This is a genomic window from Nostoc sp. DedQUE08, from assembly GCF_034530895.1.
Lineage (GTDB): Bacteria > Cyanobacteriota > Cyanobacteriia > Cyanobacteriales > Nostocaceae > Nostoc.
Window position 1 is genome coordinate 23,387 of the sequence record NZ_JAVRCD010000050.1, and the last position, 16,342, is coordinate 39,728.

The following is a 16,342-nucleotide window of genomic DNA, read 5'->3' on the forward strand; positions in this document are numbered from 1 at the left end:
GAGAAGTTCAGTAAGTTTTTCCCCTCTGCCTCTTCTGCCAATGCCCTATGCCCCATGCCCCATGCATGCCCCATGCCCCTTAATTAAACAGTTGCGATCGCAGCCCCAAGCCATCCAGCAAAGTTTTGTTGCTGGGTGGAGTTAGGATAATCAACAGGCTTCACCTGATATCGAATGGGGCGTGGTAATGCGAGGGTGATGGAATAGGTACGCAGTTCGTCTTGGTGGAAAACTGCTACTTGAATGGTATCGTTTGGTTGGTAATCTTTGAGGCGATCGCTTAAGCCACCTGCCGTTACCTTAATCCCATCAATTGCTAACAACTCATCACCTGCATCGATTCCCCCTACTTGTGCAGGTGAACCAATTTCTACAAACTTAACGATCTCCCGCCCATTTTCTGTATTTATTCTCACGCCCAGGTAAGGTTCTTCTTGCTGTTCGGCTACTAACTGCAAACCAAAGGGTTCTAAATACTGATTGAAAGGCAAATCCTCAGTACTATCAATGTAGCGTTTAAAGAAATCAGTCAAATCGATTCCGGCAACAGATTCGATAACTTCCTGCAACTGTTCTGGGGTATAGCCGATTTCATCTTGCCCAAATTGCTGCCACATTTTCAGCATCACGTCATCAAGGGAGCGCTGATTGTTGTGAGTAGAGCGAATCAGCAAATCTAGCAGCAACGATACCATTTCTCCTTTTAAATAGTAAGAAATTTGGGAATTACCGCTATTGGCATCCGGGCGATAAAGTTTTATCCAAGCATCAAAACTCGACTCGGAAACGGGTTGTACCTTCCGCCCCGGTGTAGTTTCATATCTGGTAATTTCCTTACCCAAGTTATTCAAATACGACTGAACATCAAAAATTCCTGCCCGCAAAGGAATCAACAAGTCATAGTAACTAGTAGTACCCTCACAAAACCATAATGATGGGGTGTAATTTTCTTGGTCGTAATCAAAAACCTCTAATGCTTTTGGGCGAATACGCTTCACATTCCACAAGTGAAAAAATTCGTGTGCTACCAATTGCATAAAGCGATCGTATTTTTCCTGAGCGCGAAATCCAAAACGCTGGTAAATTAAGGAGCAAGAGTCTTTATGCTCCAAACCGCCAAAAGCTTGGCTAAATAAATGTAGCAGAAACACATATCGTTGATATGGTAAACCGCCGAACATCTGTGCTTCTACTTGAATAATTTTTTGGATATCAGCAATCATTTGCTGAACTTGGTAATTACCTTGTCCCCAGATTGCCAATTCATGAGGTTTTCCTAATACCTCAAATTTATACAATTGGTGGGAACCAATCTCAAAAGGAGTATCCACCAGAGTATCAAAATCGCTAGCCAAGAAAGTATTCGTTTCCTCAGCAACGGGTGGTAAGGCAGTAGTTACCTGCCATTTTGGCTGTGGTGGTACGATAGTGACGCGAATGGGTTGCTTATCCCAGCCAGGTATTCTAAAAAATAGTGCCGCACCGTTAAAATAACCGTGAGTGATATCTAAGTGATTTGTTCGTACCGATAGCTCATTCGCAAAAATGCGGTAACGTACAGTTAATTCTGAAACATCTATTTTGTCTATCTGCCAATGATTTTTACCAAGCTTACGCCAAGTTAAAGGCTTATTCTCTGCAAAAGCCTCAAAATCTTGTAAATTCTTGGCGTATTCTCGGACTAAATAGGAACCTGGTGTCCAAACGGGCAATTTTAAATCAAGAATCGGTAAGGGATAATCGACAAGGTGTAAAGTCACCTCAAACAGATGGGTTTCTGGTTGAGGCATAGCCACCAGGTAATGAATCATTGGCCCAGTTCCCTCGATGTAGGTATTGGGACGAGTTGCTGTTGCTTCAGTCATCTTGTTTGCTGAGATAATTGTTAATAGGCTACGAGATGCAGTGCGATCGCACTGCATCTCGTAGAAAAGACAGTATTGTAAGTTTTGACTCCACGTATAAATCCGCTTGTTCTCAAATAAAGATTACACTTTATTTCTTTTGCATAACTAATATACTACTTATGCATTGTACATAATTACTACAGGCTATTTGAGTATTTCAGCCATATTTAGCAGTCTGCGATGTCTACAATGAGCTACGCCAACGCACCAAAAATCCTTACTGGCGGAGATTCTCTGATTAGAAAACCCATTTGTAATAAAACACTTTTAAAATCTAGTTTCTAGGTTATACCTGGAAATGCTCAAATATAATACCCGTATCCTTTACTTCTCGTTAGAAGCCGAGGTTCTATCTTCTGAGCTTTGACCGAAAAGCGAAAATCCATGACACCTTCCGATCTAAAAGCATATTTAGACAACCTGATCCGTAAAAACTTGCAAATTAGTACGATGATTTGGGGGCCTCCTGGCATTGGCAAATCCAGCATTGTCGGACAGATAGCTCAAGAGTATGATATCGACTTTGTGGATGTGCGCCTCAGTCAACTTGCGCCCACCGATTTGCGCGGTTTACCCGTTGCTGAAGATGGTATCTCCAAGTGGTATCCACCAGAATTCCTCCCTCGTGACGGTAAAGGCATCTTGTTTTTAGATGAACTAAATATGGCACCGCCAGCAATGCAGGGAGTCGCTCAACAGTTGATTTTAGATCGAAAAGTCGGCTCTTACGTTGTACCATCAGGTTGGTTTGTCTGGGCTGCTGGCAACCGCAAAGAAGACCGTGCAGCTGTATTTGATATGCCTACGCCTTTAGCAAACAGGTTTTTACATCTAGAGGCACAACCTGATTTTGATAGCTTCAAAGCTTATGCCTTAGAAACAGGCGTACACGAGCAAATAATAGCCTTTCTGGCGTTGCATAAATGCGGGATGAATCATGGAAACACGGGTATTTCTCTATACTTAAAATAATGAAGTAACAATCGAATTGAATGTTTAAGCATATCCACGGATTTAGAATAGCAGAGTGTTTTTCGGTGTAGTCTTGCTAGGTAATGGCGCAAGCGGGTATTTTCGCCCTCGACCCTAGTCATATAGGTTTTGCTCACGATATGGTCTCCTGGGTCAATAAAGCAAGGATAAACCTTCCAACCGTCTGTGACGTAGAAGTAACATTGCCAATAGGAAACAATATCCCACAAGCATTTGAATGTTTCTGAACTGCGATCGCCTATTACCCAAGCTAAGATACCCTCATGAAAGTGATTTACTGCCGTCCACAACCAAACTTTGTTTTTTTTGAACCGATGAAGGTTTGTAGTTCATCTAATTCTCCAACGGATGGTATGTCGTCGCTAGGCGGTACGTCGGGGAGTTTTTCGCCTATTTGTTTTAACCAATAAATTACGGTTGTATGGTGAACTCCTTTATCACGCTCAATTGCTCGAAATCCCATGCCATTGACATATGACCTTAAACATTCTTGCTTGATTTCATTTGAGTACCCTTTTGGTGGACTGTAAACATCGATAAATTGACGACCACAATTGACACAAATGTGATTTTGTTTACCTCTTCGTTTACCATTTTTTCTAATTTCAGTAGAGTCGCAGTATGGACATTGCACAGTAGATGACCTCAATTCATCCCTCTATTATGCAACGCCAATTATTTAAATAAACGTAGATGCAGAATGGCTTGCTGTAGGCTACCACAGAGACGCAGAGAACACAGAGAGAAAAGAAATAGAGAGAATTTTTGCCTCAGTTTTGGGATGTTTTTTTATTTGGAAGTCCCTAAATCTTCTGCTGCGAATATAGGATTAAGAGAGATCCTGCAATGTAGCTTTTGCTGCTGCTCGAACCAACTGATTGCCGTCTTTTGCCAGCTGATTGAGGATTTTTTGAGCAGCTTGTGGATTTTGAGCCACAGCTAATCGTTCCAACCAGTAAATAGAAAGGCTTTTTTCCTGTAGTAATTCCTGAGAAATCTGGGGTTGAAGTAGGGCAATAAAACGAACCCAAAAAGACTCGGACTTGGCATAGTAATTGATTACCCTAGCCTTGCTATCAGGATGACGAGATAGAAAATCAGGATTCAGTTTCAAGTAATCTGTTGCATATTCCCCGCAAAGAGTACGTTCCACTGCTTCTTTTGGTAAACTGGGATTCACCATTGCCTTTTCATGCACTGCACTAGATGATTTCTCAACCGCTAGTTCTTCTAAAGTCTCAGGCGACAGGTTAATTTTTGAAGCGGTATGCATCCGAACTGTACTATCTTCGTCTCTGGCTAATTTTTCCAAGGCGCTGGTTGGTGTATTCGCGTTTTGAGCTACAGCCTGACGCACCTTAACCTCTGTTGCTTCAGTAAGTTGTGCCAATATATGAGCAGGTAAATCAACGCGACGAGCTAAAAACAGACGAGTCGCCTCTCCTCCCTCGCTTACTAATCTCTGCAAAATGGTTTCTAGGTGGCTGGTACTTTCTTCATTTAGGATATTTAAGATACTCTTCACCTGGGGGGAGTGATATTGTTCTCTTGACATTTGATAAGCTATTGTATCGCTTAACGATGCGTCTCTAGCAAATAGCTTAAACAGAAGACTTAATGGTGTATTCGGATTTTGGGCAACCTCCTGCCGAACTGTAGAAGAGTCATCATCAGCCAACTGTTCTAAAATATTCACTGGTGCGTTGGGGTTTTTAGCCACCCATTCACGAACTTGTGAGTTAACGCTTTTGGAGAATTCTAAAAGCAGTTCGGACGGTGTATTTGGGTGTTGGCAGACAGTCTGGGGGTCTTTTTCTGCTAACTTTTCCAACACATGGGGGGGAGTTTTCGGGTTTTTTCTGACTGTTTCAGCAGTATATTCCCCTTGTTGTTCTCCTATTGCTCTAGTAGCAGCCTCAGCAACATTTCTCTCTGTATCGTTTCCTAGATATTGAAGTACAGTTAGGGGTGTGTTGGGATTTTCAGCGACGCTAATACGAACTTTTTTATCTCGATCTTTGCTCAAACTCTCCAAAACATCACTAGGTGTATTTAGATTGCGAGCAAGAAAGATTCGAGGTTCTCCTGCTTCCTGTTTGCTTGCCAATTTTCGTAAAGCTTCTGCGGAAGTATTGGGATTTTGGGCAACTCCATTCCGTGTATAACCATCAGTATGATTGGCTAAATGTTTGAGAATACTGGCAGAGGTAGCAGGAGAATAAGCAATCCTCCTACACAAATAATGCTCATAGATTGGCTCCCTTACCCAACATTCAACAATAAATTCTGGGATAAAGCAAATTTGAGCGGGGACAACAAGATCGTAAGCAAAAACATTGCGATCGCAAGAGATGGCTCCTTGAATTACCTCTTTAACTTTTTGCTCGTATCCCTCTGTTAATTCACCAGCTAAATTGATGTGTAAACGAGCAGATTCGACAATATAAGAATCGTTGATTTGATTTAACCGATTGAAAACTACTTTTTGAGTTTGGACGTTGTTAACTAGCGCTAGTAGTTGTACTTTGTAATCTGACTTATCTGCTAATTTTTCTAGAATAGACACAGGAACATTTTCTAGCCTAAGAATGCTTCGTAAGGTAGGTAAGGGAATTTCTGCAACTAGATTAAGATTTTCAAAAAGCAGTAATGGGAACACGGGGTTATCTAGCAATTGGGACGGAAATTCTGCTCCCAAACGCAACAGGACATCAACTGGGGTGTTAGGATTACCTGCAACCAACTGACGGGTTTGTTGGTCGCTAGATAATCCTAATTCGCGCAACAGTTCAGGGTCAGTACTAGGTTCTGCTGCTACTAATTGTGCCTGTGTGACGTTTTTTGTCAGGGGTGGAATGGTGTCATCCATTGGACTAATTTCGTGAAGTACCTACACCTCTAATAAGTAAGTCAACCGAAGCATCTTATCGGTTGACTTACTTAATACCAAAATTTGTATCGCTGAATAAATAAAACAATTACACTTTGCCAGCCAAGTTCATCAACTGTTTGAAGTTCACAAGATAAGTGATGTTGTTGGCGCTATCAATTTTGATCCACCCTTTTTCATGCAGCTTTTCCATGATTTTGGTGGTTTCTTCAACGCCGATTTCTGTCACCTCTGCTAAATCTTTAAAGGGAATGTTAAAAATTTCTTTTCCTAAGTCTGATTCCTGACCATAACTTTCGCCTAAACTCACTAGGGTATGGGCGAGTTTGACTGCTGGTGGTGAAGACCGCATTTGTAGGCGCAGGTTAATTTGTCGCAATCGCCGCACCATCAGTTGCAACATCCGGTGATGTAACTGCGGGTCTTTAAACAGTATTTGAATAAACCGCTCTCTGGAGATACTAAGCAATTTCACTGATGAAAGGGCAATGACATCGGTTGAGCGTGGAGATTCATCCAAAATTGCCATTTCTCCAAAAAAATCGCCACGACCAAAAATTGCCAGAGCTACTGAATCGTCCCCGACGGTACGCCGGACTTTGACCCAACCAGAAACCACGAAGTAAACGGCGTTACCCCAGGCATCTTCCATCACAACGGCTCGCCCAGATGGATATTCATGTTCAATTGCAACGTTAAGTAGCCATTCCAATGTCTGTGGATTGGCTGTACTCATTAAGGGGAAAAGTTCACTAAAAACCTCAGTTAGCATGAAATATTTGCAACAATAGGATTCAAGAGCGGGTAACTAACTTTGCTACTATTAAGTTTGTCTAAACCGTAATCTTACTCAGAATACGATCGCAAAATTTGTATTTATTTAGAGATGAATCTCTAAGCTTTATCAGTCTAGGATTCCATTACAACATAACAATTATGTATGCGAACGAAATCAGCGTTTTCACCTACTGACTGATGATTTACTCTTTGTTGGTAGATTGCTATCTAGTGCCAGTATTTTGATCTGTTGGTCTAAATTTTTCACTAATTGATTCAGGGCAACTAAAGCCTCTAATTGCTGAGAATCAAGGCTAGGATTCAGTAAAAGTTGTTCTTGTAGTTCATGTAACTTAATGCTTAGTTGTTGAGAAATTCCTAAAGCATCGCGGCCTATACGCGTCAATTGTTGTTGTTGATAGAATTTTAATGCTGCTCCCCGCAATACTTGGAGTGTTGCCTCTTCGCCGTAGATTCCCGGCATGACTCGCAAACGTAATAATAAGCGGTTTTTTTGATACACGTATTCCTTTTCTACCTGTTTTGGTTCTGCAAGCGTGGTTACAGGTAGGGAAGCAAACCGCTTTAATTCATTCAATACTCCTTGAAAAACTGAGAGCGGCAGTTTGTCTAATACAGACTGCAAAACTCCATTGTCACTCCACAATATTCTGCCTTCGTAAGCTTGTCTTTCTAAGTACAGCCGACCAATTCCCCCAGCAAAAATTCGCCCTAGTAATTCTTCTAGTAATTTTTTTGGTGGCAGTGTTGTTAGCAACTCAATCGGATTCAGTAGTTGGGAAGCTTGTGTGGGAAAAATAGGTAAATTGTTTGATGATGTGGGTTCAGAATACTCTCCCGATTGAGTTCTAGAAATAGGGGTGAAGAATGTCGTAGTTTGAGATGATTGGTCTAGCTCTGGGATAGGAGGCAAGTCTACCCGCTGTCCAGAATTTTGGCGCTTTTGTGTCTGAAACACCGTCAATACTGGTTGTTGATTTGATTCTGAGTCGGCATCTAGAGAAGGACTGGGTATGTCAGTAATCGTAGCTGGGCTATTTGTTGGGGGAAAGTCCACTGTTGGCTGATGCAGTTGTTGGGCATCTAGCTGGGATATATTCTTATGATTGAGGTAGGCTGATAGTATTCTGCGGTGAGCATCGGCTGCGATCGCCTCAATCACCATTGTGCAATTGATATAAGACAAAATGCGACCAACATAATCTAGGGCTTCGCTCTCTTCTGGATAAACCATACCTAGCAAGAGGTTTTTGTCTTCTAATCTAAAGGGTAAAATCTGGTGGTAGAGGCAAGCTTCAAAGGACAAAAGATGATCGATTAGGTGGAACATTTGTTCGCAATCGCCTTCTTGCTCCCACCTAGTTTGAGCGGCAGTTGGCATTTGCTGTCCATTTGCTACGGTATCATTTAGTTCGCCCTTTGAAGACAACATAGATTTGATTCGTTGGTGTTTACTTATATTTTGCCTCTAATTCAATAGGTAGTTAATAAAGATACTTTGTTAAATTGTTAAAATTCCAATTATATATACTTAAGTAAATGTAAGTAAAGTATGAATTTTAGATTAGGGACTGGGGATAATACTGAAGATTGGGCATTGGGCATTGGGCATTGGGCATTGGGCATTGGGTATTAATTATTCTCCCCTCTTTCCCTGCTTCCCACTCCCCACTTCCCTATGCTCCATTTTCCACTACAGGCTACTCTTGGGTTCTTAAAGCTTGGGCTGCAAGATAGACTTTCGTCCATTCGCCTAGCACTTGATGGGTTTTGAGTTTTAACTGTTCGGCTATGGCTTCTATTGAATTACCTGCTCTGCGCAAATCTAAGATTTGCCGCCCTAGAGGAGTCAATTTTTCATCAAGTTGCTGCCATTGGTTTTGGGTTAATCCCAAGTTATGTTCTTGCAAGGAAATTGAGAGCCAGTTGTCTACGAGTTCTGGATTGCCTTTGAGGGCAAAAACACGTACAGCATGGTAACTAATTTTTTCTCGCAAACGGTAGACTTCTTTAGTCTGCTTATTCAGTTTTTTGGCGATCTCTTCTTGGGACTTACCTTGTAGATACAACCGTAGCCATTCCACTGCTTCTGTGCCAAGATTTTCTTGTAAATAATTTTCAAATTCTTTTTGTACTGACTGGCGCAGTCCCTGTTGTTCCTCTAGTTGTTGTGCTTCAATATATTCTGCGATCGCCTGACTATCGACTAAGTTAACTCGATTGTCACTGTCGTCTGTAAGAACTTCTTCTGAGACTAGGCGAACCAAATCACGCCCTGGCACTTGGGTTAAACCACCGCGCTGAGTGCGACGCAAATAATTTACAAATCGATAAGCTAATAGGGGTTGATTCCTTACTGGCCGCAAACAATATTCTTCTAAACTAGCAAATAGCAGAGCATCTCCCAATCGTCTATCACTTGTATATTTGGCAATATCAGCCATTTGCTGTTGCATCTGGCTGTCGTTTTGCAGTAATTCTTGGAGTACTTCTTGTAATACATCCATTACACTACGCTGGCGATCGCGGCTGAGGGAAACCCAAGTCTGAATTTTATTCCGTAATGTTACTAAACTCCCCAATCGGGTTATCAAGTTGCGATAAGCACGTTCTCGCCCCAACCCCAAGTAGCGTTGACGTAAAATCCTCCAGCGATATTCCATCGCTTGCTTGGCGATATCTAGTTCTTTAGGATTATACAGATCGAACCGTTTTGAGTCAGATCCCAGCAGCCAGAGAATAATGCTTTGCCTTGCGGCTTCATTTTGGTCTGGACATTCCACAGCCAAGCGCTTTTGCCAATCTAGAGCCAGTTTTTCCACATCTATTGTCATAATGAGATTGCATTCCTCGAAACTCAATTTTGAAGTTTGCATTACAACCCCCATTCGTCCCACCTAATTGTTTAACTGGCAGCTGCCCCAGATTTCATGAGTTTCATGAAAATAGCTCAGTGATTCTACTTTTATTACGTCTAGATTCACTAAAATTATGCAGAAATTTCTACATTGATGTTTTACTTTTACTTTAAAAAGTCCAAACCTACTATGTATCAAGCATTTGGGGCATTCTGCCAATTTAAATTTTTTGTAAAGTTATGTTTTTTTAGTTGAGAACAGAAATCTGCTTAAAGTGTGGAGGATACACCTTTCACAAAATGGATCGGGTAAATCTGACATTTTGTAACAGATCCGAGGAACGAATCTAATTTAACTCAAAGTTGGACGTTATTCCACTAGTATAAGTTTCGACTCTGTACAAACCCTTACGTCATATAATATTTAGTTTAATCTCAATATACTTAGAGGTTGTTTGAAAAGTCGCAAAGTATACTACAAACCCCACTTCCAAACCTCTCCCCGTTGGCGTTAGCCTGCCGTTAGGCAAGCGGAGAGAGGCTTTGAAACCCGCATTCCCTTGTAGGGAAGGGGGGCTAGGGGGGTTAGGTTTCTGAGACTTAAATGTTACCAAAAATACTTTTTAAACATCCTCTTAGTGTTGATGAGATTTTGCCTTGGAAGATTCCCTAATCCCTCTGAAAAAATTGGCTGAATTCCCTACTTTTGAAAGAGGATCGGGCTTTCACTGAATCGTATTAAGTTATGTTTTGTAAAATTTGTTGATTTAATTAAGTGTATATACGGTAATTAGCGCTTCAAAGGATTTTTGGAAATTTGTTGTATAAAATGATAGCAGGGATTTATAAGTAAATTTATCTTTTTTAAACTAGCTTCAGTCACAACTACACCTTTCATATTGGTAAGTTATTCTTAAAGCTTTTATATTTCTAAAAATGAACAGTCAACAGTCAATATTGGTTTTGACTATTGACTCTGACTGTTGCTTTCTTTCTGCTTCAAAATTCAACTTATGCAAAATCTAAAAACAGAAGGAATGTAATCCTCTAAAGTTTTGATAGTCAGAAGCCTGACAAAAAACTTCTCTTTAAATTCATTTATGGGAAGTTTTTGTTTTGAATTCCCCCGCAGGAAGTTAAATCTATCGATTGTTCGATCTAACAATGGGATTTTCTACAGATTCTCGATAACCTTGGACTTGTTCTGTATAAGCAATTGGTAGAACAGCTTCAACGTTTTCATGGGGACGAGGAATAATCACCCAAGATTCAAGTGTACCGCCGTAAACATTTTCTGCGGCTTCAACACCGGCAGCCATAGCGGCTTTTACTTCAGAAACATCACCACGAATATTAACTGTAAAACGAGCGCTACCTACTCTGATATAACCAACAAGGGTAACTCGACCAGCTTTTACCATAGCATCTGCTGCTGCTAGCACCGCAGGAAAACCTTTAGTTTCAAGTGCTCCAACTGCCTGTAATGACATTATTAATCTCCTGTATGAACAAACTGGGGGCTACAAGTTAATTGTACGAAGCTTCGCTACAGATTTTGATAGCAAAATTGCTTAGAAGATGCGGAAAGGTTCTGATTCTTCGGTGAAATGGATTGGTAATATGGTTTCGACATTTTCTGGGGGATTGGGAACGATGTAGTAGGTAATTACTGTACCAGCTTTTACTTCCTCACCCGCTACGATTCCGGCTTCAACAGCTCTATTTACTTCAGAAACCTGTCCCCGGACGGCGACTAACAAGCGAGCGCTTTCCGCTTGACCATAATACACAATTGTAACTGCGGCAGCTTTGACCATTGCATCTGCTGCTGCTAAGACACTCGGAAAACCTAAAGTTTCAATTACGCCAACCGCCATTGGCATGGCATTAGCTCCTGGATTAAGGGATAAGCGATTTTAATTGTACGTGGCTTTAGTCCCAATTTTGACATTTTGGGAAACTTTCTTTGATGCCATATTTTTTGGGGGAGTAGAGACGCGATTAATCATGTCTGTTGGGAGTTAGAATATTTTGATAGTCCCTGCCTTATGTTTTATATATATATTACAAATAATACTTCAGCATCTTAGGTTGTGTAACTTTATTGTTTAACAAAATTAGTTATGGGTGGAAGCAAACTAGTACCGCAAGGCAGAATTAAAAATTAAAAATTAAAAATGAATACAGCATAAGCATTTCATTGATTTGGAATGGGTGGTTTATTTCCACCGTGTTGTACTAGTACGATAAACTGAAATTTATGTTTCCGAATTTTCTTCCTACGGCAGTTGGGCAACTTACAGAACCTACTTCGATCGCACTAGCTCGGAGTATTCAAACAACTGCGATCGCTACTCCTTTAACTAATCAAGCAGTTACCACAACATTTGTCAAGCAAGGGTGTGGTGGAACTCCAATTTTATTAATTCACGGCTTTGACAGTTCTGTATTAGAATTTCGGCGGCTTTTGCCACTACTTTCTGAAGATAATGAAACTTGGGCAGTGGATTTGTTGGGTTTTGGGTTTACAGATAGACTTTCAGGAATTGCCTATAGCCCAATTGCAATTAAAACCCATCTTTATTATTTCTGGAAAAGCCTAATTAACCAACCTGTAATTTTAGTAGGCGCTTCGATGGGCGGTGCCACAGCGATTGATTTTACATTGGCTTACCCAGAAGCGGTAAAAAAGCTGGTGTTAATTGACAGTGCGGGGTTAGCGGGTGGTTCGCCATTGAGCAAATTCATGTTTCCCCCATTAGATTATTTAGCAACTCAGTTTTTGAGTAATATGAAGGTGCGCGATCGCGTTTCTCGCATTGGATACAAAAATCAAACTCTTGCCTCTATCGATGCGTTATATTGTGGAGCATTACATTTACAAATGCCGAGTTGGCATCAAGCTTTGATTTCTTTCACTAAAAGTGGTGGTTACAGTGCTTTTAGATTCACAGCCATATCAAAAATTGTGCAACAAACACTAATTTTGTGGGGCGATTCTGATAAAATTTTGGGTATTAAGGATGCCATGAGATTTAAAAGGGCAATTCCACACAGTACTCTTAAGTGGATTCAAGATTGTGGTCATCTCCCACACTTGGAACAACCACAAATAACTGCCCAGCATATTTTAGATTTTCGAGTTGAAAGATAGCCCAACTTTCAATAATTTTTCTCTAAAGCCGATTTAGAAAGTTTTTCATCTGTTGCTAATGGCTTCTGTCATAGCTACTATTTTTATCTTTAATTGTGTTATACCAATTCAATTAATGATTGCAACACATCCTTGGGGAAAGACGCGATGAATCGCTTCTCTACAGACGATCTATTTGTCGCATTTTTTTTCAAATTGGTATTACTTTTACAGAATTTTAGGAAACTCTGTAGCTATGATCGCAAACCTGTTTTGTAAAAAGATAGCAGTTTATTACTTAGTAGGTAGACATGAGATTTTTATATGAGTAAATCAGATTAGTATGGGCATCACAATACATGCCTTACAAGCTCAAAAGATTTATACTTGCACTTGGTAATTTAGGTTTAATTCATCTCCTGTTGTTCCCCGGATACCCCAGTTGTGTTTTGGGGTTTCTGTAATCGTGATTTCTATATCTATAGGTGCAATTGCAACTTGTTCAGATAAGCAAGAAAACAACAACCTAATTAGTTTCTTTTTCGTTTCAATAGTGCGTCCCTCAAACATACTAATCTCAATGATGATGTATTTCTCTGAACGTCCTAAAGGGTAGATGAAATCATCGGTTTCTAGAGGAAAGAACCGATGGACACGCTTATCTTGAGGATATACTAGAGCTTCAACAACACAAGAATGAATTGCGTCAGAAATGGCACTGCGATAATGACGGATAAATGAAGCAGTGCCATAGATTTTGATTTGTACCATTAACCTTTAACTGAGTGATGAACTGACTCTAGTCAAGTAACCACATCTCATTAGAACTATCAGGATACTCATTCGGCTGATTTTGTGGTTGATTTTGAGCGAGTGTTTCTGATGACCGATGTGATTTTTTGTAGTTAAGTGGATTGTAGTGGTCTTTTACTGGTCTGATCGCGCTAGTTTCTTTGACAACAAGTTTAGATTTCTCTTGTACTTTTTGTTCTACTTTTGGCTCTGCTTTTTGTTTTAAAGAATTAATTTCTTCTATAAGCAGGGAATTTGCTTCTGCAAGTTGCAGTGCTGTTTTTTTGGTCTCATCAAGTTCTTTTGTTAGCTGTTCTAGTAATGATTTTTGTTCTGATACAAATGTTTTTTGTTTAGATAATTTTGATTGCAAATCAGCGACTTCTTGTTCAAGAGATGCTTCTTTTTTGTGGCTTGTTTCTAGATTACTTGTCAACTCTTTGACATTTGCTTCTAAATCAGCTTTAGTGGGACTTGTGCGCTTAGTAGAAGTTGGCTCAAGTGTTTGTGCTGACGATTCCTCATCAGATGCAGCCTGTTCTTCGGCTATTTTTTCGGCTGTAACCTCGATCGCAGATTCACCTTCTGGGGGTGTAAATTTTTGCGCCTCTTCTTGTAGTAAGTCAGAGAGACTTTGTTTCCTAGCCATTATTATTTTCTCCAATCACGCTGTAATTCATCAGCTGCACGGCGGTAGTCTAATTCCGCCTCCCGTGCATTTCCGCCTCGCCATTGAGTAATCGCTACACCTTCAAGTGCTGCTCGTTCATGAGCTTTATAGGCACGGATAAAGGTATTACAAGTAGGAATACCTAAGCGAGTCAGAGTGTTTTTTGCTTCTTGTGCTTCCCCCAGACTGCGCGTATCGACTTTGGTGAGCAATACCCGATGGGGGGTTCCCACAGGGATGACGGCTTCCTTGACTGTTTCCACGAGGATTGCTAAATCCATTGCAGATGGGGGTGTCGGCAAAACTAGATAATCTGCAATCGCAACTACCGCCACTAATGCTTCAGAGCGTAGCGCGGGAGGTGTATCCACCACTACTAAATCGTAACCTGTTATCTTTGCTAAATCACCTAAAAGTGCGGGATCTGTTTCTTGAGATAAATCAAATCCCATTCCCTGCTGACTGCGCCCAAACCACCAACTGGCAGAACCTTGAATATCTGCATCAATCAGCAGCACCTTTTTTTTCTTCGCAAAGTTTGCAGCCAGATTGACTGCGGTAGTCGTTTTACCGACTCCTCCTTTACCGTTGAGAATAGCGATGATTTTTGGCACTGCTTACTTCCGATGCTGCCTTTTGTTAGCGGTAGCGGGGCGTTTAGCCCGTGCTGAGTTAGGAGTGCTGAGTGCTGAGTTAGAAGTAGAGACGCGATTAACCCTTGTCTGTACAAGAGTTATTATTATCCTCTTTGTCTTCTTTTTCAGTCCCCAGCTTCCAGTTTCTAGTCCCCAATGATGAATATACCGCTTTCTGTAACCCTAAGTAACATGAAAAGTCGTAACAATAAAATTCAGAAGCCATTAACTCCCTAAAATTCTATGACAACAACTTACAATTTACCCGATGGGCCTCAAATGCCGCGCTGGCTGAGGATGATCAAGTTTATTACTCAGCCAGTGAAATATGTGGATGATTTTGCCCAAATCTACGGTGACACTTTCACGATCAAGAGTAATCGCTCTGATAACCATCTAGTATATTTTAGTCAACCCCAAGCACTTGAGCAGATTTTTACTGCTGATTCTAGGCATTTTGAGGTTGGCAGGGGGAACATCGGACTAAAATTTTTACTTGGCGATCGCTCTTTTATGTTAGCGGATGGCGATCGCCACCAGAGGCAACGGCAATTATTAGCTCCTCCCTTTCATGGCGAAAGAATGCGGGCTTACGGTGAGGAAATTCGGGAAATCACCCGACAGGTGACTAATGAATGGCAAATTGGCAAGCCTTTTAAGATCCGTGAGTCGATGCAAGAAATTACCTTGCGTGTTATTTTACGGGTTGTATTTGGTTTGAATGATGGAGAACTGTTTGAGGAACTGAGGCGATCGCTAAGTGACTTATTAGACTTCATCACTTCGCCCATAATGTCCAGCGCCTTCTTTTTCCAGTTCATGCAAAAAGATTTCGGTGTGTGGAGTCCGTGGGGTTGGGTTCTGCAACAACGGCAAAAAATCGATCGACTAATTTATGCTTTGCTTCGAGAACGTCGGGAGCAAGCCGATCAAAATCGCCAAGATATCCTAAGTTTGATGATGGCGGCTCGTTATGACGATGGTCAAGGGATGTCAGATGAAGAATTACACGACGAGTTAATGACGCTGCTAGTTGCAGGACATGAAACTACCGCTTCGGCATTGACATGGGCTTTTTACTGGATTGATCGTTTACCAGAGGTGCGTGAGAAGTTGTTACAGGAACTCAACACCATTGGAGTTAACCACGATTTGAATAGTGTAGGTAAATTGCCCTATTTGTCAGCAGTTTGCCAAGAGACATTGAGACTTTACCCAATTGTCATGACTGCTTTCCCGCGGATAGTGAAGACCCCAATTACAATTATGGGCTACGAACTGCGAGAGGGAACGGTAATAATCCCCAGTATTTATTTAGCGCATCATCGGGAAGAAGTTTACCCACAATCCAAGCAGTTCAAACCAGAACGCTTTTTAGGAAGACAATATTCACCTTATGAATATTTACCTTTTGGTGGCGGTAATCGTCGCTGTATTGGGATGGCATTTGCTCTGTATGAAATGAAAATTGTCTTGGCAACTGTTTTATCAGAATTTCAAGTTTCGCTAGTGAATAAACGTCCCGTGCGTCCTGTGCGCCGTGGGTTAACTTTAGCTGCACCAGCCGGAATGCGGATGGTTGCAACACCTCAAGTTAAGCGTGCGAATACAATTGCTGCCTCTAGTTTAAGTTGATTTACTTAAGTGAAGCTATATTGAAAGCGATC

At 41.0% G+C, this 16,342-nt stretch carries 15 protein-coding genes; 4 read left to right on the forward strand and 11 right to left on the reverse strand.

Annotated elements, in window-relative coordinates; translation table 11 throughout:
* Positions 1–83: 83 nt before the first annotated feature.
* The gene (locus RMY64_RS27020) at positions 84–1,865 is read right to left on the reverse strand and encodes a M61 family metallopeptidase (RefSeq protein WP_322671538.1); all 1,782 of its coding nucleotides are present in this window, start codon (positions 1,863–1,865) and stop codon (positions 84–86) included.
* A 426-nt stretch (positions 1,866–2,291) separates the two neighbouring features.
* Between RMY64_RS27020 and RMY64_RS27025 the strand changes: the two genes are divergently transcribed.
* The gene (locus tag RMY64_RS27025) at positions 2,292–2,879 is read left to right on the forward strand and encodes a MoxR family ATPase (protein WP_322701623.1); all 588 of its coding nucleotides are present in this window, start codon (positions 2,292–2,294) and stop codon (positions 2,877–2,879) included.
* Here the strand turns inward: RMY64_RS27025 and RMY64_RS27030 are convergent.
* From RMY64_RS27030 to RMY64_RS27060, 7 genes are all read right to left on the reverse strand, one after another.
* A protein-coding gene (locus tag RMY64_RS27030) for an IS1 family transposase (protein WP_322701624.1) occupies positions 2,843–3,534 on the reverse strand; the annotation gives its coding sequence in 2 pieces (ribosomal slippage) (positions 2,843–3,196 and positions 3,199–3,534; 690 coding nt in all). The genes RMY64_RS27025 and RMY64_RS27030 overlap by 37 nt on opposite strands.
* Positions 3,535–3,729: 195 nt before the next feature.
* Positions 3,730–5,769: a hypothetical protein gene (locus RMY64_RS27035; protein ID WP_322671541.1), complete on the reverse strand. Its 2,040-nt coding sequence runs from the start codon at positions 5,767–5,769 to the stop codon at positions 3,730–3,732.
* A 109-nt stretch (positions 5,770–5,878) separates the two neighbouring features.
* Positions 5,879–6,562 carry a Crp/Fnr family transcriptional regulator gene (locus RMY64_RS27040; protein ID WP_322671542.1) on the reverse strand — a complete coding sequence of 228 codons (684 nt, stop codon included), beginning with the start codon at positions 6,560–6,562 and terminating at the stop codon, positions 5,879–5,881.
* Positions 6,563–6,751: 189 nt separating this feature from the next.
* Positions 6,752–8,020: a pilus assembly protein PilB gene (locus tag RMY64_RS27045; protein ID WP_322671543.1), complete on the reverse strand. Its 1,269-nt coding sequence runs from the start codon at positions 8,018–8,020 to the stop codon at positions 6,752–6,754.
* 268 nt (positions 8,021–8,288) lie between these two features.
* Entirely contained in the window at positions 8,289–9,476 is a 1,188-nt protein-coding gene (locus tag RMY64_RS27050) for a HetZ-related protein 2 (RefSeq protein WP_322671544.1), read from the reverse strand.
* Positions 9,477–10,587: 1,111 nt separating this feature from the next.
* Positions 10,588–10,935, reverse strand: coding sequence for a carbon dioxide-concentrating mechanism protein CcmK (locus RMY64_RS27055; RefSeq protein ID WP_012409276.1), 348 nt, complete (start codon positions 10,933–10,935; stop codon positions 10,588–10,590).
* 81 nt (positions 10,936–11,016) lie between these two features.
* The gene (locus tag RMY64_RS27060) at positions 11,017–11,328 is read right to left on the reverse strand and encodes a BMC domain-containing protein (RefSeq protein ID WP_322690840.1); all 312 of its coding nucleotides are present in this window, start codon (positions 11,326–11,328) and stop codon (positions 11,017–11,019) included.
* A gap of 377 nt (positions 11,329–11,705) precedes the next feature.
* On the opposite strand from RMY64_RS27060, the gene RMY64_RS27065 reads away from it, so the two are divergent.
* A complete protein-coding gene (locus RMY64_RS27065; RefSeq protein WP_322671546.1) occupies positions 11,706–12,599 on the forward strand; it encodes an alpha/beta hydrolase in 894 nt (297 codons plus the stop codon).
* Between the two features lie 360 nt (positions 12,600–12,959).
* Here RMY64_RS27065 and RMY64_RS27070 read toward each other — a convergent pair whose 3' ends face one another.
* From RMY64_RS27070 to RMY64_RS27080, 3 genes are read right to left on the reverse strand one after another with little or no spacing between them, the layout of a single operon-like run.
* Positions 12,960–13,349: a tautomerase family protein gene (locus RMY64_RS27070; RefSeq protein WP_322671547.1), complete on the reverse strand. Its 390-nt coding sequence runs from the start codon at positions 13,347–13,349 to the stop codon at positions 12,960–12,962.
* A gap of 28 nt (positions 13,350–13,377) precedes the next feature.
* Entirely contained in the window at positions 13,378–14,019 is a 642-nt protein-coding gene (locus RMY64_RS27075; RefSeq protein WP_322671548.1) for a hypothetical protein, read from the reverse strand.
* Positions 14,020–14,021: 2 nt separating this feature from the next.
* Positions 14,022–14,654: a ParA family protein gene (locus tag RMY64_RS27080; protein ID WP_322671549.1), complete on the reverse strand. Its 633-nt coding sequence runs from the start codon at positions 14,652–14,654 to the stop codon at positions 14,022–14,024.
* Between RMY64_RS27080 and RMY64_RS27085 the strand changes: the two genes are divergently transcribed.
* A complete protein-coding gene (locus RMY64_RS27085) occupies positions 14,641–14,835 on the forward strand; it encodes a hypothetical protein (RefSeq protein ID WP_322671550.1) in 195 nt (64 codons plus the stop codon). The genes RMY64_RS27080 and RMY64_RS27085 overlap by 14 nt on opposite strands.
* 83 nt (positions 14,836–14,918) lie before the next feature.
* A complete protein-coding gene (locus RMY64_RS27090) occupies positions 14,919–16,310 on the forward strand; it encodes a cytochrome P450 (RefSeq protein ID WP_322671551.1) in 1,392 nt (463 codons plus the stop codon).
* Positions 16,311–16,342: the final 32 nt, after the last annotated feature.

What these genes read in the sequence shown, in the direction of transcription:
- RMY64_RS27020 (WP_322671538.1), bottom strand. Translation starts at nt 1,865, where the DNA reads ATGACTGAAGCAACAGCAACTCGTCCCAATACCTACATCGAGGGAACT.
- RMY64_RS27025 (WP_322701623.1), top strand. Translation starts at nt 2,292, where the DNA reads ATGACACCTTCCGATCTAAAAGCATATTTAGACAACCTGATCCGTAAA.
- RMY64_RS27035 (WP_322671541.1), bottom strand. Translation starts at nt 5,769, where the DNA reads ATGGATGACACCATTCCACCCCTGACAAAAAACGTCACACAGGCACAA.
- RMY64_RS27040 (WP_322671542.1), bottom strand. Translation starts at nt 6,562, where the DNA reads ATGCTAACTGAGGTTTTTAGTGAACTTTTCCCCTTAATGAGTACAGCC.
- RMY64_RS27045 (WP_322671543.1), bottom strand. Translation starts at nt 8,020, where the DNA reads ATGTTGTCTTCAAAGGGCGAACTAAATGATACCGTAGCAAATGGACAG.
- RMY64_RS27050 (WP_322671544.1), bottom strand. Translation starts at nt 9,476, where the DNA reads ATGGGGGTTGTAATGCAAACTTCAAAATTGAGTTTCGAGGAATGCAAT.
- RMY64_RS27055 (WP_012409276.1), bottom strand. Translation starts at nt 10,935, where the DNA reads ATGTCATTACAGGCAGTTGGAGCACTTGAAACTAAAGGTTTTCCTGCG.
- RMY64_RS27060 (WP_322690840.1), bottom strand. Translation starts at nt 11,328, where the DNA reads ATGCCAATGGCGGTTGGCGTAATTGAAACTTTAGGTTTTCCGAGTGTC.
- RMY64_RS27065 (WP_322671546.1), top strand. Translation starts at nt 11,706, where the DNA reads ATGTTTCCGAATTTTCTTCCTACGGCAGTTGGGCAACTTACAGAACCT.
- RMY64_RS27070 (WP_322671547.1), bottom strand. Translation starts at nt 13,349, where the DNA reads ATGGTACAAATCAAAATCTATGGCACTGCTTCATTTATCCGTCATTAT.
- RMY64_RS27075 (WP_322671548.1), bottom strand. Translation starts at nt 14,019, where the DNA reads ATGGCTAGGAAACAAAGTCTCTCTGACTTACTACAAGAAGAGGCGCAA.
- RMY64_RS27085 (WP_322671550.1), top strand. Translation starts at nt 14,641, where the DNA reads ATGATTTTTGGCACTGCTTACTTCCGATGCTGCCTTTTGTTAGCGGTA.
- RMY64_RS27090 (WP_322671551.1), top strand. Translation starts at nt 14,919, where the DNA reads ATGACAACAACTTACAATTTACCCGATGGGCCTCAAATGCCGCGCTGG.